General features: G+C 75.9%; 18 protein-coding genes. 12 read left to right on the top strand and 6 right to left on the bottom strand.

Annotated elements, in window-relative coordinates; all coding sequences use genetic code 11:
• Positions 1–32 precede the first annotated feature (32 nt).
• Entirely contained in the window at positions 33–1811 is a 1779-nt protein-coding gene (gene ggt, locus BMW67_RS04060; protein ID WP_072745825.1) for a gamma-glutamyltransferase, read from the top strand.
• A 126-nt stretch (positions 1812–1937) separates the two neighbouring features.
• On the opposite strand, the gene BMW67_RS04055 is transcribed toward ggt, so the two are convergent.
• On the bottom strand, positions 1938–2897 hold the full coding sequence (locus tag BMW67_RS04055; RefSeq protein ID WP_072745826.1) for an alpha/beta hydrolase fold domain-containing protein: 960 nt from the start codon (positions 2895–2897) through the stop codon (positions 1938–1940).
• A 245-nt stretch (positions 2898–3142) separates the two neighbouring features.
• Positions 3143–3349, bottom strand: a complete 207-nt coding sequence (locus tag BMW67_RS15810) for a hypothetical protein (RefSeq protein ID WP_072745827.1) — start codon at positions 3347–3349, stop codon at positions 3143–3145.
• Positions 3350–3566: 217 nt separating this feature from the next.
• Here BMW67_RS15810 and BMW67_RS04045 point away from each other — a divergent pair, with 217 nt between their 5' ends.
• Complete coding sequence (locus tag BMW67_RS04045; protein WP_072745828.1) at positions 3567–4517, top strand: radical SAM protein; 951 nt, start codon at positions 3567–3569, stop codon at positions 4515–4517.
• Positions 4518–4782: 265 nt separating this feature from the next.
• On the opposite strand, the gene BMW67_RS04040 is transcribed toward BMW67_RS04045, so the two are convergent.
• Together BMW67_RS04040 and BMW67_RS04035 are read right to left on the bottom strand one after the other, a co-directional pair.
• A complete protein-coding gene (locus tag BMW67_RS04040) occupies positions 4783–5742 on the bottom strand; it encodes a heme-dependent oxidative N-demethylase family protein (protein ID WP_072745829.1) in 960 nt (319 codons plus the stop codon).
• Positions 5739–6971: a class I SAM-dependent methyltransferase gene (locus BMW67_RS04035; protein WP_072745830.1), complete on the bottom strand. Its 1233-nt coding sequence runs from the start codon at positions 6969–6971 to the stop codon at positions 5739–5741. Before BMW67_RS04035 ends, BMW67_RS04040 begins: the two co-directional genes overlap by 4 nt.
• Before the next feature lie 190 nt (positions 6972–7161).
• Here BMW67_RS04035 and BMW67_RS04030 point away from each other — a divergent pair, with 190 nt between their 5' ends.
• The 6 genes from BMW67_RS04030 (at position 7162) to BMW67_RS04005 (ending at position 13607) form a co-directional block, all read left to right on the top strand.
• Entirely contained in the window at positions 7162–8277 is a 1116-nt protein-coding gene (locus tag BMW67_RS04030; RefSeq protein ID WP_072745831.1) for a bifunctional alpha/beta hydrolase/OsmC family protein, read from the top strand.
• Positions 8278–8363: 86 nt separating this feature from the next.
• Positions 8364–9287 carry an alpha/beta fold hydrolase gene (locus BMW67_RS04025; RefSeq protein ID WP_072745832.1) on the top strand — a complete coding sequence of 308 codons (924 nt, stop codon included), beginning with the start codon at positions 8364–8366 and terminating at the stop codon, positions 9285–9287.
• Positions 9288–9513: 226 nt separating this feature from the next.
• On the top strand, positions 9514–11541 hold the full coding sequence (parE, locus tag BMW67_RS04020; protein ID WP_072745833.1) for a DNA topoisomerase IV subunit B: 2028 nt from the start codon (positions 9514–9516) through the stop codon (positions 11539–11541).
• Positions 11542–11563: 22 nt separating this feature from the next.
• Complete coding sequence (locus BMW67_RS04015) at positions 11564–12346, top strand: hypothetical protein (RefSeq protein WP_072745834.1); 783 nt, start codon at positions 11564–11566, stop codon at positions 12344–12346.
• A gap of 116 nt (positions 12347–12462) precedes the next feature.
• Entirely contained in the window at positions 12463–13062 is a 600-nt protein-coding gene (locus BMW67_RS04010; protein ID WP_072745835.1) for a hypothetical protein, read from the top strand.
• A complete protein-coding gene (locus tag BMW67_RS04005; protein WP_125458968.1) occupies positions 13059–13607 on the top strand; it encodes a hypothetical protein in 549 nt (182 codons plus the stop codon). Before BMW67_RS04010 ends, BMW67_RS04005 begins: the two co-directional genes overlap by 4 nt.
• A gap of 64 nt (positions 13608–13671) precedes the next feature.
• On the opposite strand, the gene BMW67_RS04000 is transcribed toward BMW67_RS04005, so the two are convergent.
• Complete coding sequence (locus BMW67_RS04000; protein WP_072745837.1) at positions 13672–15525, bottom strand: ABC-F family ATP-binding cassette domain-containing protein; 1854 nt, start codon at positions 15523–15525, stop codon at positions 13672–13674.
• Positions 15526–16327: 802 nt separating this feature from the next.
• Between BMW67_RS04000 and BMW67_RS03995 the strand changes: the two genes are divergently transcribed.
• From BMW67_RS03995 to trpE, 4 genes are all read left to right on the top strand, one after another.
• Positions 16328–17572 (top strand): aminotransferase, encoded by a 1245-nt coding sequence (locus BMW67_RS03995; protein ID WP_072745838.1) that lies wholly within the window; start codon positions 16328–16330, stop codon positions 17570–17572.
• A 4-nt stretch (positions 17573–17576) separates the two neighbouring features.
• Positions 17577–18770: a DNA cytosine methyltransferase gene (locus BMW67_RS03990; protein WP_072745839.1), complete on the top strand. Its 1194-nt coding sequence runs from the start codon at positions 17577–17579 to the stop codon at positions 18768–18770.
• Between the two features lie 67 nt (positions 18771–18837).
• Positions 18838–20718, top strand: a complete 1881-nt coding sequence (locus tag BMW67_RS03985) for a peptidylprolyl isomerase (RefSeq protein WP_072745840.1) — start codon at positions 18838–18840, stop codon at positions 20716–20718.
• Between the two features lie 81 nt (positions 20719–20799).
• Entirely contained in the window at positions 20800–22305 is a 1506-nt protein-coding gene (gene trpE, locus BMW67_RS03980; RefSeq protein WP_072745841.1) for an anthranilate synthase component I, read from the top strand.
• Positions 22306–22555: 250 nt separating this feature from the next.
• Here trpE and BMW67_RS03975 read toward each other — a convergent pair whose 3' ends face one another.
• Positions 22556–24235 (bottom strand): hypothetical protein, encoded by a 1680-nt coding sequence (locus BMW67_RS03975; RefSeq protein ID WP_072745842.1) that lies wholly within the window; start codon positions 24233–24235, stop codon positions 22556–22558.
• Positions 24236–24339: the final 104 nt, after the last annotated feature.

The raw sequence follows: 24339 nt of genomic DNA, 5'->3' as shown, positions 1-24339 counted from the left end.
GCTTACCCGCCGCGACGGAAAAGGACAAGCGCATGACCTTTCGCACCGCCCGCCCCGCCGCGCTGGCCGCCGCGCTGGCCGCCGCGCCGGCCCTTGCCGCGCTCGGGCCGCTCGGCCCCGCCCCCTTGCGCGCGCAAGAGGCCGTCCAGCCCGAGGACACCCACGCCCGCGCCGTCATCGCCGCCCCCGCGCGCGCGCGCAGCTTCATGGTCGCGGCCGCCCATCCGCTGGCCGCCGAGGCCGGGCGCGCGGCGCTGGCGCGGGGCGGATCGGCCGCCGACGCGGCGCTGGCCATGCAGATGGCGCTGAACGTGGTCGAGCCGCAAAGCTCGGGCCTGGGCGGGGGCGCGTTCATCGTCTACTGGGACGCCTCGGCGCGGCGCCTGCTTACCATCGACGGGCGCGAGACCGCCCCCGCCGCCGCGGGCCCCGACTACTGGCTGGGCCCGGACGGCAAGCCGGTCGCATGGTGGGAGGCCGTGGTGGGCGGGCGCTCGGTGGGCGTGCCGGGCGTGCTGCGCGCGCTCGAGACGCTGCATCGCGCTCATGGCCGCCTGCCCTGGGCCGAGGGCTTCGCCCCCGCCGTCAGGCTGGCCGAGGAGGGGTTCGCCGTCTCGCCCCGCCTGGCCGCCTCGATCGCGCAGGCGGCCGGGCGCGGGCTGGACCCCTTCGCGGCCGCGCGCGCGCTGTTCTTCGGCCCCGACGGCGCCCCGCTCCGGGCGGGCGCGCGCATGACCAACCCCGACCTTGCGCGCGCCATGCGCCTGATCGCGGCCGAGGGCGCGGACCCCTTCTATGAGGGCGCGCTGGCCGGCGACATCGTGGCGGCGGTGCGCACGCCCATCAACCCCGGCATCCTGAGCCCGCAGGACCTGGCGGGCTACCGCGCCGTGCTGCGCGATCCGGTCTGCGCGCCGTATCGGGGATACGAGGTGTGCGGGATGGGTCCGCCCTCGTCCGGGGGGCTGACGGTCGGGCAGATCCTGGGGATGCTGTCGCATTTCGACCTGCCCGCCATGGGGCCCTCGGCCCGGGCCTGGCATCTGTTCGCCGAGGCGTCGAAGCTGGCCTATGCCGACCGGGCGCTATACATGGCCGACGCCGATTTCGTGAAGATGCCGGTGCGCGGGCTGCTGGACGCCCGGTATCTGGCCGCGCGCGCGCGCCTGATCGACCCCGCCCGCGCGATGGCAAGCGCCGCGCCGGGCGCGCCGCCCTGGGACGACGCCGCCCTGCGCGCCCCCCAGATCCAGATCGAGCGCCCCGGCACGAGCCACCTCGTCGCCGTCGATCGCCATGGCGACATGGCGTCGATGACGACGACCATCGAGACCGGCTTCGGCAGCCGCGTCGTCGCCAACGGCTTCCTGCTCAACAACGAGCTGACCGATTTCTCGCGCGCGCCCGAGCGCGACGGCCGCCCGGTGGCCAATCGCGTCGAGGGGGGCAAGCGGCCGCGCTCGTCCATGGCGCCGACCGTCGTGCTGCGCGAGGGGCGGCCCGTGCTGCTGATCGGCTCGCCGGGGGGCTCGCGCATCATCGGCTACGTCGCCGGCGCGCTGGTGCGCATCCTCGACTGGGGCATGGACCTGCAGGCGGCCGTTTCGGCGGGGCATGTGATCAGCCGCGGCGGACCGGTCGAGCTCGAGCGCGGAACCGAGGCCGAGGCGCTTGCGGACGCGCTGCGGGCGCTGGGGCACGAGGTGACGATCCGCGACCTCAATTCGGGCCTGCATGCCATCGCGCTGACGCCCGAGGGCCTGCTTGGCGCGGCCGACCCGCGGCGCGAGGGCGTCGCGCTGGGCGACTGAGCGCGCCGCCCGCCCCTTGCGCGCAGCCGCGCCGCGGGGCGGGCGCCCGATCCTCGCGGCCGGCGCGCGCCGCGCCGGGGCCGCGCGCACGCCCCTGCCGCGTGCGCCCGCCGCCGGATCGGGCGATCAGCCGCCCAGCCGCGCGCGAATGAAGGCGTCCTCGGCCGCCTGATAGTCGCGCGCGATCTTCAGATCGAACATGTTGAAGGCATGCACCCCGCCCGGATAGACGCGCAGATCCGCCTCGGCGCCCGCTCCGACCCAGCGCGCGGCCATCATCAGCGTGTCGTCCAGCAGCGGGTCCCAGGTTCCGACCTGGAACAGCGCGGGGGGCATGCCCTCGAGCGCGGCCAGAAGCGGCGACACGCGCGGATCGGCGCGCAGCGCCCGGTCAGAAACGAAGTTGTCCACGAACCAGGCGATGGTCGGGGTGGACAGGACCAGCTGCCGCGCGCCCCAGTGCGCCGCCGAGGGCGTCATGCGCAGATCATACATGCCATAGTTCAGGATCGCGCCGCGCACGCGCTCCATCCGTCCCGCATCGCGCAGCGCCAGAAGGGTCAGCGCCGCCAGATGCGCGCCCGCCGACTCGCCGCCCACGATCATGGGCGCGTCGTCCCCCGCCCCGAGCGCCCGCGCGCCCTCGTCCAGCGTCCACAGCGCCGCCGCAAGGCACGCCTCGGGCGCCGCCGGCCAGGGATGCTCGGGCGCCAGCGGATAGGCCACCGAAACCACCGCCGCGCCCGTGCGCCGCGCGATGCGCTGGTTGTGCAGGTCGTAATGCGCCGGGCTGCCCAGGGTCCAGCCGCCGCCATGGATGTGCAGATAGACCCCCCGCGGCGCGCCCTCGGGCGCCGAGACGCGCACCCGCCCGCCGCCGGGCAGCGCCAGCCAGCGCGACCCCTCGAGCGGGCCGGCGGGCGGGAACAGGCCGCGCCCCTCCTCGCGCGCGCGGCGGGTCTCCTCGACCGGCACGGCATGCGTGGGCGGGACGGCGCGCAGCGCCTCCTCGAGACGGGCGTTGAAGGCGAGGGTTTCCTCGTCGGCGGCGGCGGGCGCGAACAATGCGGGGTCCAGCGTGAGCATGCCCGCATGCTAGCAAATCGCCGGCGCGCGAAAAGCCCCCGCGACCCTCGGCCGTGCGCAAGTCATGCCCCGGCGGCGCGCGAGGCGGAACGACGTCCCGCGCGGGGAAACGCCAGGCGCGCCGGGCGGAACGGCGGTTTGACGAGCGACCACCCCTCGCAGGCGAGGGAACGGCGAAGCCAGATCGCGCGCGGCGCCCGGCAGACGTCCCCTCGCGCGCGTGGAGACGCCCCGGGCCGCGCGCGTCATTTCAGCTTGATGACCGACGTCCCCCCGCGCGCGTGAAGGCGCCGCAAGCTCGGCCGGAGCGCCGACGTCCCTGCGCGCGGAAAACGCGGCACGATCGGCGCGACTTTGGCGCGGATGACGCCGGCGCGGCGGACGCGCTGGCGCGGCGCGATGACATGCGTGCCGTCCCGACGCCCGTGCGAGCGCCGGAAGACGCCAGCCATGCCACGCCATGACGGGCCGCCAAGGCGCCGACGCCCCCGACGCGCGCGCAACGCCCGGCGGCCGCGATCGACGCCGCGTCGATCCCATCCGGCGGCGCCGCGCCCCGCGCACAAGCGCGTGACCGGCGCGCGCGCGCATTGACAGCCCCCGCGCGGGCGGAAAACCTGCCGCAAGCGCCCAGACGGGCGCGCGGTTCCAGCAGAAGAAGGAAAGCCGATGAAGGACCACGCCGCCGGCCCCGCACCGGGCAAGTTCGTCGACCCCGAGCTGGCCCTGTCCGGGCGCCCGCGCGCGCGCGTCGCGCCGGTCGGGCTCGAGACGCTGTGGTTCAACACGGGCACGCTGTGCAACATCGAGTGCCTGCGCTGCTACATCGAATCGAGCCCCACCAACGACGCGCTGGTCTATCTGACCGAGGCCGAGGTGCGCGCCTATCTGGACGAGGCCGAGGCGCTGGGGCTCGAGCTGCGCGAGGTCGGCTTCACGGGCGGCGAGCCCTTCATGGCGCCCGAGATCATCGGCATGATCGGCGCCGCGCTCGAGCGCGGGCGCGAGGCGCTGGTGCTGACCAACGCCATGCGCCCGATGATGCGGCCGCGCGTGCAGGCGGGCATCCGGCGCCTGGCCGCCGCGCATGGCGCGCGGCTGACGCTGCGCGTCTCGCTCGATCACCACGAGGCGCGCCATCACGACGAGGAGCGCGGCGCGGGCGCGTTCGAGATCGCGCTGGCCGGTCTGCGCTGGCTGCGCGAGGCGGGCGTGCGCACGGCGGTCGCCGGCCGCACCCTGTGGGGCGAGGACGAGCGCGACGCGCGCGCCGGCTACGCCGCCCTGTTCGCGCGCGAGGGGCTCGACATCGACGCCTGGGACCCCGCCCGCCTGGTGCTGTTCCCCGAGATGGACGAAGGCGGCGACCCGCCCGAGATCACCGAGGATTGCTGGGCGATCCTGAACAAGCGCCCCGAAGAGGTGATGTGCGCCAGCTCGCGCATGGTCGTGCGGCGCAAGGGCGCCGACGGCCCGAGCGTGGTCGCCTGCACGCTGCTGCCCTACGATGCGCGATTCGAGCTCGGGCGCACCCTGGCCGAAGCCCTGCGCCCGGTGCCGCTCAACCACCCGCATTGCGCGACCTTCTGCGTCCTGGGCGGGGGCAGCTGCTCGGCCTGAGCCGGGGCTGGCCGGCGACGACCGCCCCCCTGCCCCATGACCGGGCCTCGCGGCGCGCGGCGCTCGGGCGTGCGCATCGCCGCAGCCTGGCGCGCGGCCGCCCGGACATCCCCGGCCATGACCATGCGCCGCGCTGCGCGATGGACGGCAGGCCCGGCGGTCGTCGGCCCCCGCCGGGGGGCCGACGCTCCGGCATCTGGCGCCCCCGGCCCCGCGGCCCCGATCCGCGCACGGCGCGGGCCGGGGGCGGCGACGCGCGGCGGCCTCAACCCGGCGCCGAGCCCTCGGCCGCCTGCGCCCAGGCGCGCAGGGCCGGGCCGGCCTTGGCGGCGCGCTCCTCTTCGCTCAGCGCCGGCAGCGCGCGCCCGAGGCCGCGGCGCTGCGCAGGGGTCAGCGCCTCGATGGGGGAAAGAAAGGTTCGGATCGCGAAAACCACCGCCCCGCTGCGCGCAAGGCGCAGGATCGTCTGCCGCTCGACCCGCAGCCAGCGCTCGGGCGCGCGCGGCGCGCAAGGCCCGGACGCGGCGGCCATCTTCTCGGCCTCGGAAACCGGAGTCCACAGGGCGCGTTCGCTCTGGAAATTCCAGTTGGCGCGCACCAGCGGCCGCCCCGCCCGCACGCCTTCGAACAGACGCTGCACGCGCCGCGCCAGCTCGCCCTCGTATCCCGGGACCGGGCGGTGGATGCGCACCAGCGGACGGCGGAACTTCTCGGCCAGCGTCCAGTGCGCGGGAAAGCACACCGCCGCCGACAGCAGCACATGCTCGGCCGCCCCCGCCGGCCGGTCGAGAATGACGAAATCCTCCTGCGCAAGCCGCGCCGCGACGGCGATGGGCGGCCCCTGCTCGAGCGGCACGCGCACCCCGTCCGCGCGCCGCGCCGCGCCGCCCTGAGCCCGCAGCCGCCCGCGCGCGCTCTGATGGGCGATCACCAGCTCCAGCAGCTCTTGCGCCGCCGCGTCGGCCGCCGGGTCATGGGCCAGCACCCGGTCGGGCATCGCGGCGATCAGCGCATCGCGCGCGGCCATCTGCGCGTCATGATCGGCCGCAGCGACCAGCCAATCGGCGGGATCGAGGGGCCCCACGCCCGGCGCGCCGGCCGTGCGCGGATCCATGAAAGGCGTCAGCGGCGCGTGGTCCAGCGCCACCCCCGGCGCCGCCGCCAGCGCGATCGCGGCGCGCGCGGCGGCCTCGGGCGCCGTCTCGAACCAGCCCTCGGCGCTCATTTCAACCCGCGCGACAGCCGCAGCAGGTTCGCCGAGGTCAGCGCCCGGTGCAGCGGTGCGTAGCGCTGGCCGAAGGCCAGCCAGTCCAGCCCCAGCGCCTGCGCCACGCGCCCCAGCGTCAGCCGCCCGTCGAGCCGCGCGGCGATGGGCGCGGCCTCGCGCGGGATGGGCAGCTCGATCCGCACGCCCGAGAAGTTCACCCGCAGCCGCCCGCGCTTGTGGATCTCGCGCGCCAGGGCGTCGGCGCGCAGGGCGTTGAGATGGGGCGTCATGTCGGGCGCGGGCCGGGCCACGCGCGCCTCGGCGCGCTCGCGCGGCGCGACGTAGAGCACATGCGCGCGCATGTTCCCGGCCAGCCGCTCGGCCAGCGCCCAGCGTTCGGGCTCGGACAGGCGCGCGACGCGGGCGGCGAATTCCTCGCCCTCGGGCAGGTAATGGCGCGGATCGTAGCGCGCCGGCTCGACGAACGAGACCGGGGCAAGGCCCGCCGCCTCGAGCAGCGCGAGCAGCGCGGGCACGTCATAGGGGCGGTCGCGCCCGTGCAGCAGCAGGTCGTAGAACCCGGTATCCCCCGTTTCGTGATCGCGCAGATGCTCGTTGCGCAAGAACCAGTTGGTCGGCGGCAGCGCGCCCAGCGCCGCGCGCGCAAGGCGCAGCTTCTCGGCCGGCGGATCCTGGCCCAGAAGCTGGGCGAAGGCCTCTTGCAGCGGATAGACGCCCGTGCGCCCATAGGGGGCGTAGAGCATCAGCCCCATGCCCCCCTCGGGCGCAAGCGCGCGCGCCAGCGCGGTCAACCCCGCCTCGGGATCGGGCAGATGGTGCAGAACCCCGCAGCAATCGACATAGTCGAAGGCCCCGCCCTCTTCGGCCGCCAGCTCGGGGGCGCGCGCGATGTCGCCGGTCTCGAAGCGGATCATGTCGCTCAGCCCCCGCCGCGCGGCGCGCGCCTCGGCGACCTCGCGCGCGGCGCGCGACAGGTCCAGATAGACGATCCGCGCCGGGCAGCCGGCGTCGCGCAGGCGCTGCGCCAGCAGGATCAGCCCGTCGCCCGTGCCGCCCCCCGCGACCAGCGCGCGAAAGGGCTGCGACCAGTCGCGCCCGCCCCGGAACAGGAAGTGGTCGACCTCGACCAGCTCCGAGGGCGAGCCGACGATCAGGCGGCGATCCTCGTCGGCGGGGTCGCGCGCGGGATAGGGAAGGAGCTCGTATTGCTCCTGGACGGGGTCCATGACGCGGCCTCCTGAATGCGCGCCGCATATGGGCGCGGCGGCCCGCTCGCCCCGGGCGGGCGGGACGCAACGATGATGATACCATGCCCGCGCCCCCGGCGCACGGAATCGGCCCGGACGGAGCATCTGTCGGGCGCCGCGCGGGCCGATGCAAGCCCTGCGCCGCCGCAAGCATCGAAAGGAGGCGCGCATGCGCACGCAGACCATCCGCATCGACGCGGCCGAGGCCGCGCTGGACCTGCCCATGGAGGCGCCCCGCGGCGCGGCGCTGCTGGCGCATCAATTCGCCGCCTCGGGCGCCGATCGCCGCATCGCGGGCGCGCTGGCCGCGCGCGGTCTGGCGACGCTGCGCCTTGACCTGAGCGCGCCGCCGACGGGCGGCGGCGCCGATCCCGCCGCGCTGGTGGCGCGCGCGGCGCAGGAGATGGCGGCGCGGGGCCTCGCGCCGGGGCTGATCGCGGGGCATGGGCTGGGCGGAACGGCCGCGGCCGCCGCGGCGCATCGGATCGGATCGGCGCGCGCGCTGGCGCTGATCAACGCCTTTCACGACGGCGCCGCGGTCATGGGGCCGGGGGCCCCGGCCGGTCTGGACGGGCCGTCGGTGGACCAGGCGCTGCGCGCGCTGCGCCGTCCGCTGCTGATCCTGCACGCCCCGCGCGACGCGACCGCCGCCATCGACAACGCCACCGCGCTGTTCCTTGCCGCGCGCCATCCCAAAAGCTTCCTCTCGCTCGACGACGCCGACCATGTCCTGTCCGATCCGCGCCATGCGGACGACGCGGCCGAGATGATCGCCGCCTGGGCGGGGCGGCGCCTGCCCCCGCCCCCGGCCCGCCCCGACGAGCCGCCCGCCGCCGAGGGTCCAGTCCTGGTCGCCGAAGCCGCGCCCGACCGCTTCGCCCAGCACGTCTTCGCCGCCCCCGACGCCGCCTTCATGGCCGACGAGCCGCCCTCGCTTGGCGGCGGCGGGCGCGGGGCGACGCCCTATCAGCTGGTGGCGGCGGGGCTGGGGGCGTGCACCTCGATGACCATCCGCATGTATGCGCGGCGCAAGGGCTGGCCGCTGACCCATGTCGAGGTCGAGCTGCGCCACGACCGCATCCATGCCGGCGACTGCGCCGACTGCCCCGAGGGCGCCGGCAAGCTCGACCGCTTCCGCCGGCGCATCGCGCTGCACGGCCCGCTCGACGCGGCGCAGCGCGCGCGGCTGATGGAGATCGCCGACCGCTGCCCCGTGCACCGGACGCTGACGGGCCGCATCGCGATCGAGACCGAGCAGGCGCCGCCGCCCGCGGATGAGGGCTGACGCCGCGCCCCCCTTGACGGCGCGGCCCGCCTCGTGCCCCGATCGCCCCCGACCCGGCGCCGTGCCGGAATCCGCAGGAGCACGCCATGTCCGACGCGCAGTTGCGCCACGAATTCGTCCGCGTCCGCGATCTGATCTTCCGCTGCCTGACGGCGGGTCCGCGCGACGCGCCCATGATCCTGATGCTGCACGGCTTTCCCGAGTATTCGGGCGCATGGGAAGAGATGATCGCGCGCCTGTCCGATTCCTTCTTCTGCGTCGCGCCCGACCAGCGCGGCTATGCCGGCTCGTCCAAGCCCGAGGCGGTCGAGGCCTATGCCGGCGGCAAGCTGGCCGGCGACGCGCTGGCGATCCTCGACCATTTCCGCCCCGGCGGGCGCGCCGCGGCGGTGTTCGGCCATGACTGGGGCGCCTCGGTGGCCTATGCACTATCCTTCCGCGCGCCCGAGCGCATGGAGCGGCTGATCATCGCCAACGGCGTGCACCCGATCCCCTTCCAGCGCGAGCTGGCGCGCGGGGGCGCGCAGTCCGAAGCCTCGCAATACATCGAATGGCTGCGCGCCGAGGGATCGGAGAAGCGCCTGGCCGAGGACGACTTCAACGGCATGCTGCGCCTGTTCTCGGCCAAGATGGACCTGAGCTGGCTCTCGGGCGCGCGGCTGCAGCGCTACAAGACCGCATGGGCGGCGCCGGGGGCGTTGCGCGGCATGGTCAACTGGTATCGGGCGACGCCCCTGCGCGTCGCCCGCCCCGGCAGCCCCATCCCGCCCGAAGAGCTGCCCGCCCTGCCCCCCGAGGCGCTGCGCGTGCGCGTGCCGCATCTGCTGCTGTGGGGGCTGAAGGACACGGCGCTGCTGCCCGAAACGCGCCAGGGGCTGGACGCGCTGTGCGACGATCTGACGGTGCGCGAGTTCGCGAAGGCCGATCACTGGATCCTGCACCAGACGCCCGACGAGGTGGCCGAAGAGGTCCGCGCATTCCTGTCCCGCCCGGCCCCGGCCGCGGGCTGACGGCGCCGCGCGCGCAAGGGCCGGCCGCCGCGGCGCGTCGCGGCGGCGCCTGCGGGCATCCGAAGACCCGATCAAGGCCCGCGAAGCGCCGCGCCCGCGCTCGAGCCCCGGAGCGCCCCCGGCCCCTCGGCGACGGGTCAGATCAACGGGGCGTTGATCCCGCCCCCCAACCCCTGCGATAGTGCGCCCTCGCCGAGCAGAACCGGAATCGGGAGAACGCAGCCGCATGGCCACCCCCAACGCCAACCCCGCAGCGCGGGCCGACGAGGACGAGGATCTTTTCCAGGCGCGCGAGGATGCGGCCAGCGGCGCCTACGACGCCTCGGCCATCGAGGTGCTCGAGGGGCTCGAACCCGTGCGCAAGCGGCCGGGCATGTATATCGGCGGCACGGACGAGCGCGCCCGGCACCACCTGGTCGCCGAGGTGCTGGACAACGCCATGGACGAGGCCGTGGCCGGCCACGCCACCCGCATCGAGATCGAGCTGGACGCCGATGGCTTCGCAACCGTGCGCGACAACGGCCGCGGCATCCCGGTCGATCCGCATCCGCGCTTTCCGGACAAGTCCGCCCTCGAGGTGATCCTGTGCACGCTGCATGCGGGCGGTAAGTTCGGCGGCAAGGCGTATCAGACCTCGGGCGGCCTGCACGGGGTGGGCGTGTCGGTGGTCAACGCGCTGTCGGAATCGCTGGTCGTCGAGGTGGCGCGTGGGCGCACGCTCTACCGCCAGCGCTTCGCGCGCGGGGTTCCGCTGGGCCCGCTCGAAACGGTCGGACCGGCGCCCAACCGCCGCGGCACCAGCGTCTCGTTCCGCCCCGACCCGCAGATCTTCGGCGAGCGCGCCCGCTTCAAGCCCGCGCGCCTGCTCAAGATGGCGCGCTCGAAGGCGTATCTGTTCTCGGGCGTCGAGATCCGCTGGAAATGCGCTCCCGAGCTGCTGCGCGAGGGCGACGAGACCCCGGCCGAGGCCGTGTTCCATTTCCCGGGCGGGCTTGCGGACTACTTGAACTTCACCCTGCAAGGCGCTGCGACGTTCAGCGAAAATCCCTTCGCCGGCAAGGTCGTCTTCGCCGAGAAGTTCGGCCCCGACACCGTCGGCTCGGTCGAATGGGCCGCCAACTGGACGCCGGCGCGCGACGGCTTCGCGGCCTCGTATTGCAACACCGTCCCCACTCCCGAGGGCGGCACGCACGAGGCCGGATTCTGGGCCGCGCTGACCAAGGGGCTGCGCGCCTATGGCGAGCTGACGGGCCAGAAGAAGGCCGCCCAGATCACGCGCGAGGACGTGATGGCGGGCGGCTGCGCCATGATCTCGGTCTTCATCCGCGAGCCGGAATTCGTCGGCCAGACCAAGGACCGCCTGGCCACCGCCGAGGCGCAGCGCCTGGTCGAGGGCGCGGTGCGCGACCATTTCGACAACTGGCTGGCGGCGGATCCGGCGGCGGGGGGCGCGCTGCTCGATTTCGTCATCCAGCGCGCCGAAGAGCGCCTGCGCCGCCGCGCCGAGAAGGAGACCCAGCGCAAGACCGCGACGCGCAAGCTGCGCCTGCCGGGCAAGCTGGCCGACTGCTCCGACGCCTCGCGCGCGGGGTCCGAGATCTTCCTGGTCGAGGGCGACTCGGCCGGCGGCTCGGCCAAGCAGGCGCGCGACCGGCGCACCCAGGCGGTGCTGCCGCTGCGCGGCAAGATCCTGAACGTGGCCAACGCCTCGATCGAGAAGCTGACCCAGAACCAGGAGCTGCAGGATCTGTGCCAAGCGCTCGGCGTGCAGCCTGGCGCGCGCTTCCGCCTCGAGGATCTGCGCTACGAGCGCGTCATCATCATGACCGACGCGGATGTGGACGGCGCGCACATCGCCTCGCTGCTGATGACCTTCTTCTACCGCCAGATGCGCCCGCTGATCGACGCGGGGCGGCTGTTCCTGGCGCAGCCGCCGCTCTATCGCATCACGCAGGGGGCGACGTCGGTCTATGCGCGCGACGACGCCCACAAGGACGAGCTGCTGGCCACGCGCTTCAAGGGCCGCGGCAAGGTCGAGATCGGCCGCTTCAAGGGCCTGGGCGAGATGATGCCGCGTCAGCTCAAGGAAACGACCATGGACCCGGCCACGCGCACCCTCGTGCGCGTGATGATCGACGAGGACGAGCCCGGCGAGACCGACGATCTGGTCGAGCGGCTGATGGGCCGCAAGGCCGAGACGCGCTTCCGCTTCATTCAGGAGAACGCCCGCTTCGCCGAGGCGCTGGACGTCTGAGCCCGCCGGAAAGGGAAAGCTCATGCGCGCCCGCCGCCGCGCCGCCATCGCCGCCCTGGCTTCGCTCGCCGCCGCCGGCTGCGTCGGGGGCGGCGTCGGCGTGGGCGTGGGCGACGGGCCGGCGCAATGGCTGGCGGGCGAACGCGGCTTTGCGATTCACACCGTCCGGCACGACCTGATCTATGACCCGGCCCTGATCCGGACGCTGCCCGGCCCGGTTCCGCTCTCGGTCTTCGGCGCCGCGCCGGGCGGCGCGGGGGCCGAGGCGCTGGCGGCGCAGCTGCGCCTGCCGGCGCGGCTGGGGGCGAAGGGGCTGCGACCCGCCCCCGCCGCCATCGCCGGCCCGCGTCTTGCGCTGGCCTTCGCCCCGCTGGCCCCGATCTTCGAGGACCGTCTGTGCGCGCTGGGCCGGGACGGCGGCGCGGATGGGCGCGGCGACGGCCCCGACCCGGCCGCCGTTGCTCGCGCGCAGGCCCCGCGACCGAACCCCGAGGGCCGCGCGGACGCCGCCCGGAACACCCGGAACGGCGCCGGCAAGACCGTCTGGGCCGACGTGGCGGCCAGGCCCCCGACCGGCGCCGGCGCCGCGAAGGCCTCGCCCGCGCGGGTCCGCGTCGCGGCCGCGCTGTGCATCGGCGCGCGGCCGATCGCTTCGGCGCAGATGATCGGCCCGCGCGCCGCCGCGCCCGACGATCCCGCCCTGCGGCGCGCCATGAGCGCGCTGCTGTCGGTCCTGCTGCCCGAGCGCAACCCCGAGGCGCCGCGCCCGCCGCGCCTTTTGCCGCCCTTCCCGGCCGAGGACTGAGCCTTGCCCCGCCCCTTGCGCCGCCCCTTGCGCCGCCGCCGTCGCGCCGCCTTGCCGCCGCCGCTTTTCTCGCCCAGCATGGCCGCCGCCTCGCGCCCGCAGCCAGGAGACTCCGCATGACGTCACCGCGAATCGCGCGCCCGCCCGCGCCGGCATGGGCGCTCCTGGCGCCGGTCATGGCCGCGGCGGCCTGCGCGCCGCTCGCCGACCGGATGGGGGCCAGCCTGGTGCACGATCTGCGCATCGGCGCCGCGTATGATCCGGCCATGCTTCGCGCGGGCGCGCCCTTGCGCGTGATCGGAACGCCTCCCGACGGCGCCGCCCCCGAAGAGACGGCGCGCGCGGCAAGGCTGCCGGCGCGGCTGGGCGGCCGGGCCCCGGCCCTGCTGGCGCCCGGAGCGCCGGCGCCCGCGGTCTTCATGGCGCTGTCCTTCGCGCCCGGCGTCGGCGCCGAGGCCGCCTGCGCCAGGACGCCGCCCACGCCCCAGCCGTCAACGGCGCCGCAGTCAACCGCCCCGCAATCAACGGCCGCTCGGCCCGGACCGCTGCGCGCGCTGTTCGCGCTGTGCGTGGGCGGGCGCCCGGCGGTCGAGGCGCGGCTGCGCAGCGCCGCCACGCGCGGGCCGCGCGACGCGGGCTTCTCGCGCGCCATGACGCAGCTCTTCCTCGCCGCCCTGCCCGAGCGAAACCCCGCGCTGACGAGGCCCCCGCGATGAGCGCCCCCACGATGCGCGCCCTGTGGCGCGCCGCGCTGGCCGCGGCGGCGGTGGCGCTGGGCGGGTGCGATCCCCATGGCGACGAGGTCGTCATCACGCACCAGCAGCGCGACGCGGCCTATGCGCCGTCGATCTTCACGGCCTCGGGCGTCATCGGGGTCGAGCTGCATGGCGCGCCGCTGGCGGGCATGCGTCCTGAAGAGACGCTGCCCCTTCTGGCCGCCCCGCAGCGATTTCCGACGGGCATGCGTTTTCGCGCGCTGCCGCCGGGCGGCTTCGATCCGCGCAACCCGGCCCATGACTCGCGCCACCGCCTCGTGCTGGTCTTCAACGCCGCGCCGCCCGCGGACCCGCAGGCCATCTGCCGCACCGCGCGGCCGCTGGGCGGGCCGCCGGCCGGGGCGCGCGGCTTCGCCGTCGACATGGCCGTGTGCCGCGACATGGAGCCGATCGTCTTCGCGCGCATGCGCGCCGTCGCCCGCGAGCGGGCCGACCGCGATTTCGCCGCGCGCGCCCTGCGGCGGCTTCTGACGCAGATGCTCTGAGCGCGCCGCGCCCCTTGAACGCGGCCCGGGAACGGCCGCGCGGCGGCGCCGGCCTACGGACCGCTCAGCCCCCCTCGAGGCTTTCGCGCAGGGCTTCGAGCTCGAGCCACTCTTCCTCGGCCGCGGACAGCGCCGCGCGGCGCGCCTCGAGCGCCGCCGCCGCCTTGTTGAAGCGCGCGGGGTCGCGGGCGAACAGCTCGGGATCGGCCAGCAGGGCCTCGAGCCGGGCGATCTCGTCGCCCAGGCGCTCGATCTCGGCGGGCAGCCGCTCGAGGCGCAGGGCCTGCTTGTAGGACAGGCGCGCGGCGGGCCTGCGCGGCTCGGGCCGCGCGGCGTCCTCGGGCGCGGGCTTGCGCGCGGGCGCCGACGCGGCGGGGGCGGCGGGGGCGGCGGGCGCGGCGTCGGGGGCCAGCGCCTTTTGCGCCTGCATGTCGCTCCAGCCGCCGGCATAGATGCCGGCCGAGCCGTCGCCGGGCAGCTCGACGCAGACGGTCGCGGTGCGGTCGAGAAAGTCGCGGTCGTGGCTGACCAGCAGCACCGTGCCATCGTAGTCGGCGATCAGCTCCTGCAACAGGTCCAGCGTCTCGATGTCCAGATCGTTGGTCGGCTCGTCCAGGATCAGCAGGTTCGACTCGCGCGCCATCAGCCGCGCCAGAAGCAGCCGCGCGCGCTCGCCCCCCGACAGGGCCTTGACCGGGCCGCGGGCCTGGCGCTCGTCGAACAGGAAGTCCTTCAGATAGCCGACGACGTGACGGGGGCGGCCGCGCACCAGGATCTGGTCGTTCTTGCCCGACACCCCCAGATCGGCGTCGCCGGTCAGGGTCTCCCACAACGACTTCTCGGGGTCGAGCTGGGCGCGGTTCTGGTCGAAATAGGCCTCGACCAGGTTCGCGCCCAGGCGCACATGCCCCGAATCGGGCGCCTCGCGGCCGGTGAGGATGCGCAGCAGCGTCGTCTTGCCCGCGCCGTTCGGCCCGACCAGCGCCACGCGGTCGCCGCGCATGATGCGCAGCGAGAAATCCTTGAGGATGCTGCGCCCCGCATAGGATTTCGAGACGCGCTCGGCCTCGATCACCAGGCGCCCGGACTGCGGCGCGCCCTCGAACGCCATCGCGGCCGCGCCGATGCGCGCGCGCTGGGCGGCGCGGGTCTGGCGCAGCTCCTGCAGGCGGCGCACGCGGCCCATGTTGCGCTTGCGCCGGGCCGAGATGCCCTCGACCGCCCAGCGCGACTCGGCCTTGATCAGGCGGTCGAGCTTGCGCCGCTGGGCCTCTTCCTCTTCCAGCAGCTTGTCGCGCCAGTCCTCGAAGCCGTCGAAGCCGCGCGACACCCGCCGCACCTGTCCGCGGTCGAGCCAGAAGGTCTGGCGCGTGAGCTTGCGCAGGAAGGCGCGGTCATGCGAGATCAGCATGTAGGCCGCGCGCGTGCGCCCCAGCTCGTCCTCGAGCCAAGCGATGGTCTCGATGTCGAGATGGTTGGTGGGCTCGTCCAGCAGCAGCAGATCGGGCGCCCCGGCCAGCGCGCGCGCCAGCGCCGCGCGCCGCCGCTCGCCCCCCGAGGCGGTGGCGGGGTCGGCCTCGGCGCGCACCTTCAGCCCCTCCATGGCGATCTCGGCGCGATAGCGCTCGGCCGGGTCCAGCCCGGCGGCGGCGTAGTCGCCCAGCGTCGCGTGGCCCGAAAGGTCGGGGTCCTGCGGCAGATGGCCGATGCGCGCGCCCGGACGCACGAAGCGCTCTCCCGCATCGGGTTCGATAAGCCCCGCGCAAAGCCGCATGAGCGTGGACTTGCCCGCGCCGTTGCGGCCGACGAGGCAGATGCGCTCGCCCGGATGGATGGCGAGCGAGAGGTCCGAGAAAAGCGGCTCGCCGCCGAAGCCGAGCGAGACGTCCGAAAGGGTGAGAATGGGTGGTTCGGCCATGGCAGAGCGGGTAGAGCGCCCGGCGCGCCGCGTCAAGGCGCGCCGGCGGCGCGTGCAGGGCCGGGGCGAACCGCGGGACGGGGCGCGACGGCCGGCGCGAACGGCGGCGGGGGCGCCGGCGCGCGCGAGACCGGCGCGCGCCGGGCCGGGACGCCTGCGGCTGTCCGGCCTGGCGCGTTGCGCGGCGCAGGGCGCGCGCCGACGCGAGGTCGGCCGTGACGCCAAGGCCGTTTCCGCCAGGGGGGGGCGCGAGCGGGCGCGCCAGCGCGACTTGGCGTCGGGCAGGATAGGGCGCATGGCGGGCGGGGCGCCCGCGTGCGCGCCGGCGCCTGAGCCTGAGCGAAGGCGTCCGCATCACGCCCTATGCCCCCCGCGCCGCCCCGCGCGCAGAGCCGCCGATTGCGCTGGCGGTGGTGCGGGTGTCGCCGGCTCCGCTCCCCGCGCACGGGGAGTCGCGGCGCAGCCGCGCGCGGGACGGCGTATGCGCTTCTCCCACTCCCCGCGCGCGGGTCGTCGCGCCGATCAGGTCGCGGACGGCGGCACGCCTCTCGCCCCACTCCCCGCGCGCGGAGAGCTGCTGCTACGCCGCCGACTGGCCGGAGTGTTTCGGCCCCACTCTACGCGCGCGGGAAGTCGCTGCACGATCGACGAAGGGGCGCCGCAACCGCCATCGCGCCCCGCGCGGGCGGGACGCGCCGGGGCGCGACGGGCGTGCGGGGCGCGAAGCCGGGCGCCGCGCGCAGCTGCACGGCGGGCGAAGGCGGGGCTTTCATGCGCGCGCGCGCGCCGCTATCGTCGCGCCATGACGCAGCCCGCTTCGCCCTCCGCCCCCGTCCGCGCCCCGGCCCCCGGCGCCTTTCTCAACCCGCTTCTCGCGGCGGTCGCCCCCAGCCCCGTCGTCGAGGCGCGGCGCTGGATCGCCGGGCGCGTCTTCGCGCCCGAGCGCCCGCTTCTGAACCTGAGCCAGGCCGCCCCCGCCGATCCGCCCCCGCCCGAGCTGCGCGCGGCCATCGCCGAGGCGCTGGACCAGCCGCGCGCCCATGTCTACGGCCCCGTCCTTGGCCTGCCCGAGCTGCGCGAGGCGGTGGCCGAGCGCTGGTCCGAAGACTATGCCGCAAGGATCTCGGCCGACGAGGTCGCCATCGCCGCCGGCTGCAACCAGGCCTTCTGCGCGGCCATGGCCACGCTGGCCGGCCCCGGCGACGCGGCGATTCTGCCCACGCCCTGGTATTTCAACCACCGCATGTGGCTCGAGATGAGCGGCGTGCGCGTCCTGCCCCTGCCCTGCGGCTCCGACATGCTGCCCGACCCCGAGGCCGCCGCGCGCCTGCTCGAGGCCGAGCCGCGCGTGCGCGCCATCGTGCTGGTCACGCCCAACAACCCCACCGGGGCCGAATGCCCGCCCGAGCTGGTCGCGCGCTTCTTCGACGTCGCCCGCGCGCGCGGCGCGGCGCTGGTGCTGGACGAGACCTATCGCGACTTCCGCGCCGCCGAGGGGCCCGCCCACGGCCTGTTCGCCCGTCCCGACTGGCGCGAGGGGCTGATCCATCTCTACAGCTTCTCGAAGGTCTTCCGCCTGACCGGGCACCGGGTCGGGGCGATGATCGCCGCGCCCGAGCGGCTGCGCGAGGCCGAGAAGTTCCTTGACACCGTGGCCATCTGCCCGCCCGCCATCGGGCAGATCGCCGCGCTCGAGGGGCTGCGGCGCCTGCGCGCCTGGACGCGGGGCGAGCGCGCGGCGACGCTGGCCCGGCGCGCCGCGCTCGAAGAGGCCGCGCCGCGCCTTGCGCCGGGCTGGGAGGTGCTCAGCGCCGGGGCCTATTTCGCCTGGCTGCGGCATCCCTTCGCCGAAAGCTCGGCCGATCTGGCGCGCCGCATGGTCGAAGAGGCGGCGGTGCTGATGCTGCCGGGCACGATGTTCCACCCCGAGGGCGACCCGGCCGGGCGCGCGACGCTGCGCATGGCCTTCGCCAACGCCGACGAGGACGGCGTGCGCGAGGCGCTGGCGCGGCTGGGGCGCATGGGCCCGCCCCGAGAGGGAGGCTGAGCGCATGGCCCGCCGCGCCTTCTACGAGTTCTTCGCCGGCGGAGGCATGGCGCGCATCGGCCTCGGCGCGGGCTGGCGCTGCCTGATGGCCAACGACAACGACCCGGTCAAATGCGCCGCCTACCGCGAGAATTTCGGCGGCGCGCATCTGATCGAGCGCCCGGTGGCCGAGCTGTGCGCGGCCGATCTGCCCGGGCGCGCGGATCTGGCCTGGGCCTCGTTTCCCTGCCAGGACCTGTCGCTTGCGGGCCTGCGCCGCGGGATGAGCGCGGCGCGCTCGGGCGCGTTCTGGGGCTTCTGGTTCCTGATCGAGCAGCTTCTGCGCGAGGGGCGCGCGCCGCGCGCCCTGATGATCGAGAACGTGGTGGGGCTGGCCTCGTCGAACGACGCGGCGGATCTGGCGGCGCTGACCGGCGCGCTGGCGCAGGCGGGCTACAGCTATGACGCGCATGTGGTCGATGCGGCCGGCTTCGTGCCGCAGTCGCGCCCGCGGCTGTTCATCTTCGCCTGGCTCGGGCCGACGCCCGCCCACATGATCGACCCCGCCCCCGTGCGCCCCATGCCGCTGTTCCGCGGGCTGATCCGCATCGGCCCCGACAGCGACCGCGCCTTCGTGCCGCTGCGCCTGGCGCCGCCGCCCGGGCGCAGGGCCGATCTGGGCGACCTGCTCGAAGATCGCCCCGCCGATCAGCGCTGGCGCAGCGCCGCCCAGACGCGCGCGCTGCTGGCGCTCATGACCCCCCGCCACCGCGCCCGCGTCGAAGAGGCGCGCGCGCGCGCCCGCGCCGAGGGGCGGCGCGTGGCCGGGGGCGTCTATCGGCGCACGCGCCCGGACGGCAAGGGCGGCACGGTCCAGCGCGCCGAGGTGCGCTTCGACGTGGCCGGCTGCCTGCGCACGCCGGCGGGCGGCTCGTCGCGGCAGACGGTGCTGGCGTGCGAACCCGACGGGCGGCTGCGCTCGCGCCTTCTGAGCGCGCGCGAGGCGGCGCGGCTGATGGGCCTGCCCGACGATTACCGCCTGCCGCCGACCTACACCAACGCCTACAAGCTGGCCGGCGACGGCGTGGTTCCGCCCGTGGTGCGCCATCTGGCGGCGCATCTGATCGAGCCGCTGCTCGACGCGCAGGACGCCGCCGGCGCCGCCCCCCAAGGCCGCCCGCGCGCCGCGACGGTTGTCACCGGCGCCGGCGCGCCGTAATAGGCGAAGGCCGGACCGACACGGCGCGCCGCGCGCGCCCGCTTCACGCTCGCATCGAGGGAGCCAGATGCTCAATTTTCTCCGCAACGCCGCTCGCACCTGGGTCTTCAAGGCGCTGTTCGCCCTGCTCGTCGTCAGCTTCGCCATCTGGGGCATCGGCGACGTGACGCTGAACACCGCCGGCAGCCGCGTGGCGAAGGTGGGCGACCGGGTCATCGAGACCGACGATTTCGCCCTGGCCCTGCAGCGCGAGATCCAGTCCCTGTCGCGCCAGATGGGCCGCCGCATCACCGTCGAGGAGGCCGAGGCCGCCGGCGTGCACCGCGCGCTGCTGGCGCGGCTGGCGCGCGACGCGGCGCTGGATGAGGAGGCGCGGCGCCTGGGCGTGTCGGCCCCCGACGAGGCCGTGCGCGACGCGATCGTGGAATCGCCCTCGTTCAAGGGGCTGGACGGGCGCTTCGACAGGCAGCAATACGAGTTCATCCTCAACCAGCTGGGCTTCAAGCCCGCCCGCTTCGAAGAGGACATGCGCCGCTCGCTGGCGCGCGACGTGCTGCTGGGCGCGGCATCGGCCGGCGCGCGGGCCCCGGCGGGCTATGCCGAGCTGCAGCTCGCCCCCCGGCTCGAGAAGCGCGAGCTGGCGCTGGTCATCCTCGACCCGGCCGCGCTTCCCGCCCCCGCGGCGCCCGACGAGGCCGCCCTGCGCGCCTGGTTCGACGCGCGCAAGGACGCCTATGTCGCTCCCCGTGCGCGCGACCTGACCTATGCGCTGATCGACCCGGCGAAGCTGGCCGCGCAGGTCGAGATCCCCGAGGACGAGCTGCGCGCCGACTACGAGGCCGACGCCGAGCGCTTCAACATCCCCGAGCGCCGCGTCATCGACCGCCTGCCCTTCCCCGACGAGAACGCCGCGCGCGCCGCGCTGGCGAGGATCGAGGCGGGCGAGGCGACCTTCGAGGACCTGGCGCGCGAGCGCGGGCTGACGCTCGAGGACGTGACGCTGGGCGCGCTGTCGCGCGAGGCGGCCCCGCCCGAGCTGGCCGACCTCGCCTTCTCGGACGGGACCGGCGTCAAGGGCCCGGCGTCGACCCCGCTCGGCCCGGCGCTGATCAATGTGCGCGCCATCCTGCCCGCCAGCGTCACCCCCTTCGAAGAGGCGCGCGAGACGCTGCGCGCCGAGCGGGCGGGCGCGCGCGCCCAGGCGCTGGCCTCGGACATGGCCGAGCAGCTGGCGGACCTGATCGCGGCGGGCGCGCGGCTCGAGGACGCCGCGGCCGAGCTCGGCCTCGAGCTGCGCAAGGCCAAGGGCGTGACGCTGAGCGGCGAGGGGGTCGAGGGGCCGGCGGCCTCGTCCGAGTTCCTCGCCGCCGCCTTCGCCGCCGAAGAGGGGCTCGAAAGCGACCCGTTCTCGCTGCCCGGCGGCGCCTGGGCGGCGCTGCGGGTGGACGGCGAGCGCCCCGAGCGGCCGCTGTCCTTCGAAGAGGCGCGCGAGCGCGTCCTGCGCGACTGGACCGCCGAGGCGCGACGCAAGGCGCTGGCCGACAAGGCGGCGGCGATCGCCGATGCGCTGGCCGCGGGCGCCGACGCGGACGAGCTGGCGCGCATCTACGCCGCCAGGGCCGTGCGCACCGGCCCCGTGACCCGCGACGCCGCGGTCGAGGGCGCGCCCGACGGGCTGATCGCCGCGCTCTTCCGCGCCGCCAAGGGGCAGGCCCGCTCGGCCGTGGCCGAGGATGGCTCGGCCGCGGCGGCGGGCGTGGTGCTGAACGTCATTCCCGCCGATCTGGCCGATCCGACCTACGCGCAGATCCTCGCCCGCTGGCGCGAGGCGCTGGACCGCTCGACCGGGCGCGATCTGCAGGCGCTTTACGCGCAGGCGCTGTTCTCGCGCGCCGAGGTGACGGTCAACGAGGCGGCGCTGCGGCGCGTGCTCAACGGGCTGCGCTGAGCCGCGCCCCCGGGCCTGCGCGCCGCCGCGCGCGCAGGCCGCCCCGGGCCGCGGCCCGGACGAACAGCAGGATGCCGAGCGATGCGGATTGAACCCGATTTCGACGCCTTCGCCCGCCGTTTCGAGGCCGGCGAGAACCAGGTGCTGTGGACCACGCTGCCCGCCGACCTGGATACGCCGGTGTCGCTGATGCTCAAGCTGGCGCAGGCGCGGCGCGACAGCTTCATGCTTGAAAGCGTCACCGGCGGCGACACGCGCGGGCGCTACTCCTTCATCGGCTTCAAGCCCGACCTCGTGTGGCGCTGCCGCGACGGGCGCGCCGAGATCAACCGCGCCGCGCGCTACGACCCGCACGCCTTCGAGGCCGACCCGCGCGACGCCCTGACCAGCCTGCGCGCGGTGCTCGAGGAGAGCCAGATCGACCTGCCGCGGGCGCTGCCGCCGGGCGTGTCGGGGCTGTTCGGCTATCTGGGCTACGACATGGTCCGCCTGGTCGAGCGGCTGCCCGACGTCAACCCCGACCCGCTGGGCCTGCCCGACGCGGTGATGATGCGCCCGACCATCGTCGCCGCCGTCGACGCGGTGAAGGACGAGGTGACCATCGTCACCCCCGTCTGGGCCGGCTCGGGCGAGAACGCGCGCGCCGCCTATGCGCGCGCGGCCGAACGTCTGTCGGACGTGGTCATGGATCTGGACCGCGCCGTCGCGCACGAGACCGCCGCCCCGGGCGCCGCGCCGGGCGAGCCGGTCTCGAACACCGGGCGCGCGCGCTACCTGCAGATGGTCGAGAAGGCGCGCGAATACATCCGCGCCGGCGACATCTTTCAGGTCGTGCCCTCGCAGCGCTGGACGCTGGACTTTCCGCTGCCGCCCTTCGCGCTCTATCGCGCGCTCAGGCGCACCAATCCCAGCCCCTACATGTTCTTCTTCAATTTCGGCGACTTCCAGATCGTCGGCGCCTCGCCCGAGATCCTGGTGCGCGTGCGCGACGGCAAGGTCACCATCCGCCCCATCGCCGGCACCCGCCCGCGCGGCGCCACCCCCGAAGAGGACGAGGCCCTGCGCAAGGACCTGCTCTCCGATCCCAAGGAGCTGGCCGAGCATCTGATGCTGCTGGATCTGGGGCGCAACGATGTGGGGCGCGTGGCGCGCATCGGCACGGTGAACCCGAACCAGCAGTTCACGGTCGAGCTTTACTCGCATGTGATGCACATCGTCTCGAACGTCGAGGGCGCGCTGCGCGAGGACGTCGACGCGCTGGGCGCGCTGCTGGCCGGTCTGCCGGCGGGGACGGTGTCGGGCGCGCCCAAGGTGCGCGCCATGGAGATCATCGACGAGCTAGAGGTGCACAAGCGCGGCGTCTATGCCGGCGCGGTCGGCTACATCTCTTCGGCGCAGGAGATGGACACCTGCATCGCCCTGCGCACCGCCGTCATCAAGGACGGCAAGATGCATGTCCAGGCCGGGGGCGGCGTCGTTCACGACAGCGACCCCGAGGCCGAACATCAGGAAACCGTCAACAAGGCCAAGGCCCTGATGCGCGCCGCGCAAGAGGCCGCGCGCTTCGCCGGACGCGGCGGCAACTGAGCGCGCCCCCGCCCCCGCCCCCGACGCCGCTCCCGACCCGGGTCGCCAGGGGCCGGGGGGGAAGGCCCTGGCGCGGAAGGCCGGCGGCGGCCGGCGCGGCAGGCGGGCGGGCCGGCGCAAGCGCGTCCCTCGGCGCGGGCGGCGGGCCGATCTCCACGCGGCAAGGGGCGGCCACGGTCCCGCCCGGCGGCGGGCGCGGACAGGCGCAGACGGGCCAAGCCGGGCCGGCGCGCAGGCGCGGCCGCCCCGGTCAGCCGCCCGCGCCGATCCAGATTTCCATCATGTTGCGCGGCAGGTTGCGAAAGCGTTTGGCCAGCGAGGCCACGGCCGGCGCGGGACGCGGCGCGCCGCGCGCGGCGCTGGCCTCGGCCTGCAGCGCGCGCGCCAGCTCGGCGGCGGCGACCGCGTCTTCGTCGCGGTAGTAGCGGATCTCGTCGCCCGGCTGGTCGAAAGGCACCACCTTGACCAGACGCACGCGGTAGCCGCGCGCCTCGAGCCCGGCGATGGCGCGATCGACCCAGCTCCGATCGGCGCCGCGGGCGATGTGCACAAGCAGCTCGGGCAGCGCGCCCGGGGCGGCGACGCGCCGCGGCGCGAACCCGCCCTCCTGCCCGGCGGAACGCTGGCGCAAGGCGGCAAGCGGGCTGGCTGCGTCGGCCTGCGCCCGGGTCTGGCCGGGCGCAAGCGCCGTGCCGGGCGCGGCATCCTCCGCGCCGCCTGCGCCGGTCGCGGGGACGGGGGCGACCGCGCCTGCCGCCGCGCGCGCGGGCGGCTGGGCCGCCGCGCGCAGCGCCGCCGCCGCTTCGGCCAGGTCCAGCGCCCGCCCGGCCGGCGCCGCGGGAGCGGATCGCGCGACCGGGGCCGCCGCGCCCGCCTCGGGCGAACCTGCCGGCATGGACGCGGGCGCCGGCGCGGCATCGGCCGGCGGCGCGGCCGGCGCAGGGTCCGCGCCCGTCCCCGGCGCAAGGGCGGCGGCGCCCAACGCGCCAGGCCGCGCGCCATCGGCCGCCTTGGGCGCTTGCGCCGGGGCGGCCGCCGGGCCTTGGGGCGCGCGCGCCGCGGCATCTGACGCGGCCTCGCCCTTGGGCGCCGCCGCCCCCGCTCCCGTTCCGGCGGCCGACCGCAAAACGGCGGCGGCTTGGGCCAGATCCAGAACCGGCGCCGCGTCGGGCGCGGCGGGCGTCGCGGGCGTTGCGGGCGCGAGGGGCGGCGCCGCCGCTGCGTCGGGCGCCGGGGGCGAGGCGGCGGCGCCGAGAGTCGGCGCGGATGCTGCCGAAAGCCCGGCGGGCGCGGCGGCCTCGGGGGGCGTCGGGGAGGCCAGCGCTTCGACCACGGACGCCGCCGCGGGTTCGGCCGCCGAGGGGGACGCGGCCGCGATGCCCGCCGCCTTCTTGCCGCCGGGGACAGGCCGCGCGGCCGACGGATCTTCGGCCTTCGGCGCGGGCGGCGTTTCGGCCGCCTCCAGGTCCTCGGGGGCCGACGCCCGGCCCGGACCGGCTGCGCCGTCGGCGGGGGGAATGGCGGCGGCCTGCTCGGGCGCGGGGATCGGGCGCGAGGGCGCGGGCGGCGCCTCGGCCGCGGGCGGGTTCGCCGCCGGCGCCATGGCGGGCGCCGCCGGAGCGCGGTCGAGGATGGGCGCCGCGCCCACTGCCTCGGCCGCCGAAGGGGCGTCGGCGACGGCGCCGGGAAGGGCCGCGGGGCGCGCCTTGTCGACGGCGATGGGCCCCTCGGGGCCCGCCTCGGGACCGGCCGCGGCGCCCGGCGCCGCGCCCGAGGCCGGGGCCGCGGGGGCGGCTGGCGTAGCGGCGGGCGGCGCCATGGAAGGCGCCTCGGGGGGCGGCGCGATCAGGGCCGCCAGCGCGGCCGCCGTTCCCACCGCCAGCGCGCCGGCGACGAAGCCCCTTGCGAAACCTGCAACGCCATAGGCCATACGCCATCCTCCGTGATGCAACGCGGCGCAGGGCGCGCTTGACGCCGCCCCGCCCTTCCTCGCATGTATTAGCCCCGATCGCGCCGCGGAACCAGCCCGCGCGC

The sequence above is a fragment of the Oceanicella actignis genome (assembly GCF_900111545.1).
GTDB lineage: Bacteria > Pseudomonadota > Alphaproteobacteria > Rhodobacterales > Rhodobacteraceae > Oceanicella > Oceanicella actignis.
Note: the sequence above shows the minus strand (reverse complement) of the source record. Positions and strands in the feature narration are given on the sequence as shown.

What these genes read in the sequence shown, in the direction of transcription:
- BMW67_RS04030 (WP_072745831.1), top strand. Translation starts at nt 7,162, where the DNA reads ATGCGCACGCAGACCATCCGCATCGACGCGGCCGAGGCCGCGCTGGAC.
- BMW67_RS03985 (WP_072745840.1), top strand. Translation starts at nt 18,838, where the DNA reads ATGCTCAATTTTCTCCGCAACGCCGCTCGCACCTGGGTCTTCAAGGCG.
- BMW67_RS03990 (WP_072745839.1), top strand. Translation starts at nt 17,577, where the DNA reads ATGGCCCGCCGCGCCTTCTACGAGTTCTTCGCCGGCGGAGGCATGGCG.
- BMW67_RS04025 (WP_072745832.1), top strand. Translation starts at nt 8,364, where the DNA reads ATGTCCGACGCGCAGTTGCGCCACGAATTCGTCCGCGTCCGCGATCTG.
- ggt (WP_072745825.1), top strand. Translation starts at nt 33, where the DNA reads ATGACCTTTCGCACCGCCCGCCCCGCCGCGCTGGCCGCCGCGCTGGCC.
- BMW67_RS03975 (WP_072745842.1), bottom strand. Translation starts at nt 24,235, where the DNA reads ATGGCCTATGGCGTTGCAGGTTTCGCAAGGGGCTTCGTCGCCGGCGCG.
- trpE (WP_072745841.1), top strand. Translation starts at nt 20,800, where the DNA reads ATGCGGATTGAACCCGATTTCGACGCCTTCGCCCGCCGTTTCGAGGCC.
- BMW67_RS04055 (WP_072745826.1), bottom strand. Translation starts at nt 2,897, where the DNA reads ATGCTCACGCTGGACCCCGCATTGTTCGCGCCCGCCGCCGCCGACGAG.
- BMW67_RS04005 (WP_125458968.1), top strand. Translation starts at nt 13,059, where the DNA reads ATGAGCGCCCCCACGATGCGCGCCCTGTGGCGCGCCGCGCTGGCCGCG.
- BMW67_RS04010 (WP_072745835.1), top strand. Translation starts at nt 12,463, where the DNA reads ATGACGTCACCGCGAATCGCGCGCCCGCCCGCGCCGGCATGGGCGCTC.
- parE (WP_072745833.1), top strand. Translation starts at nt 9,514, where the DNA reads ATGGCCACCCCCAACGCCAACCCCGCAGCGCGGGCCGACGAGGACGAG.
- BMW67_RS04040 (WP_072745829.1), bottom strand. Translation starts at nt 5,742, where the DNA reads ATGAGCGCCGAGGGCTGGTTCGAGACGGCGCCCGAGGCCGCCGCGCGC.
- BMW67_RS04035 (WP_072745830.1), bottom strand. Translation starts at nt 6,971, where the DNA reads ATGGACCCCGTCCAGGAGCAATACGAGCTCCTTCCCTATCCCGCGCGC.
- BMW67_RS04015 (WP_072745834.1), top strand. Translation starts at nt 11,564, where the DNA reads ATGCGCGCCCGCCGCCGCGCCGCCATCGCCGCCCTGGCTTCGCTCGCC.
- BMW67_RS15810 (WP_072745827.1), bottom strand. Translation starts at nt 3,349, where the DNA reads ATGGCTGGCGTCTTCCGGCGCTCGCACGGGCGTCGGGACGGCACGCAT.
- BMW67_RS04000 (WP_072745837.1), bottom strand. Translation starts at nt 15,525, where the DNA reads ATGGCCGAACCACCCATTCTCACCCTTTCGGACGTCTCGCTCGGCTTC.
- BMW67_RS04045 (WP_072745828.1), top strand. Translation starts at nt 3,567, where the DNA reads ATGAAGGACCACGCCGCCGGCCCCGCACCGGGCAAGTTCGTCGACCCC.
- BMW67_RS03995 (WP_072745838.1), top strand. Translation starts at nt 16,328, where the DNA reads ATGACGCAGCCCGCTTCGCCCTCCGCCCCCGTCCGCGCCCCGGCCCCC.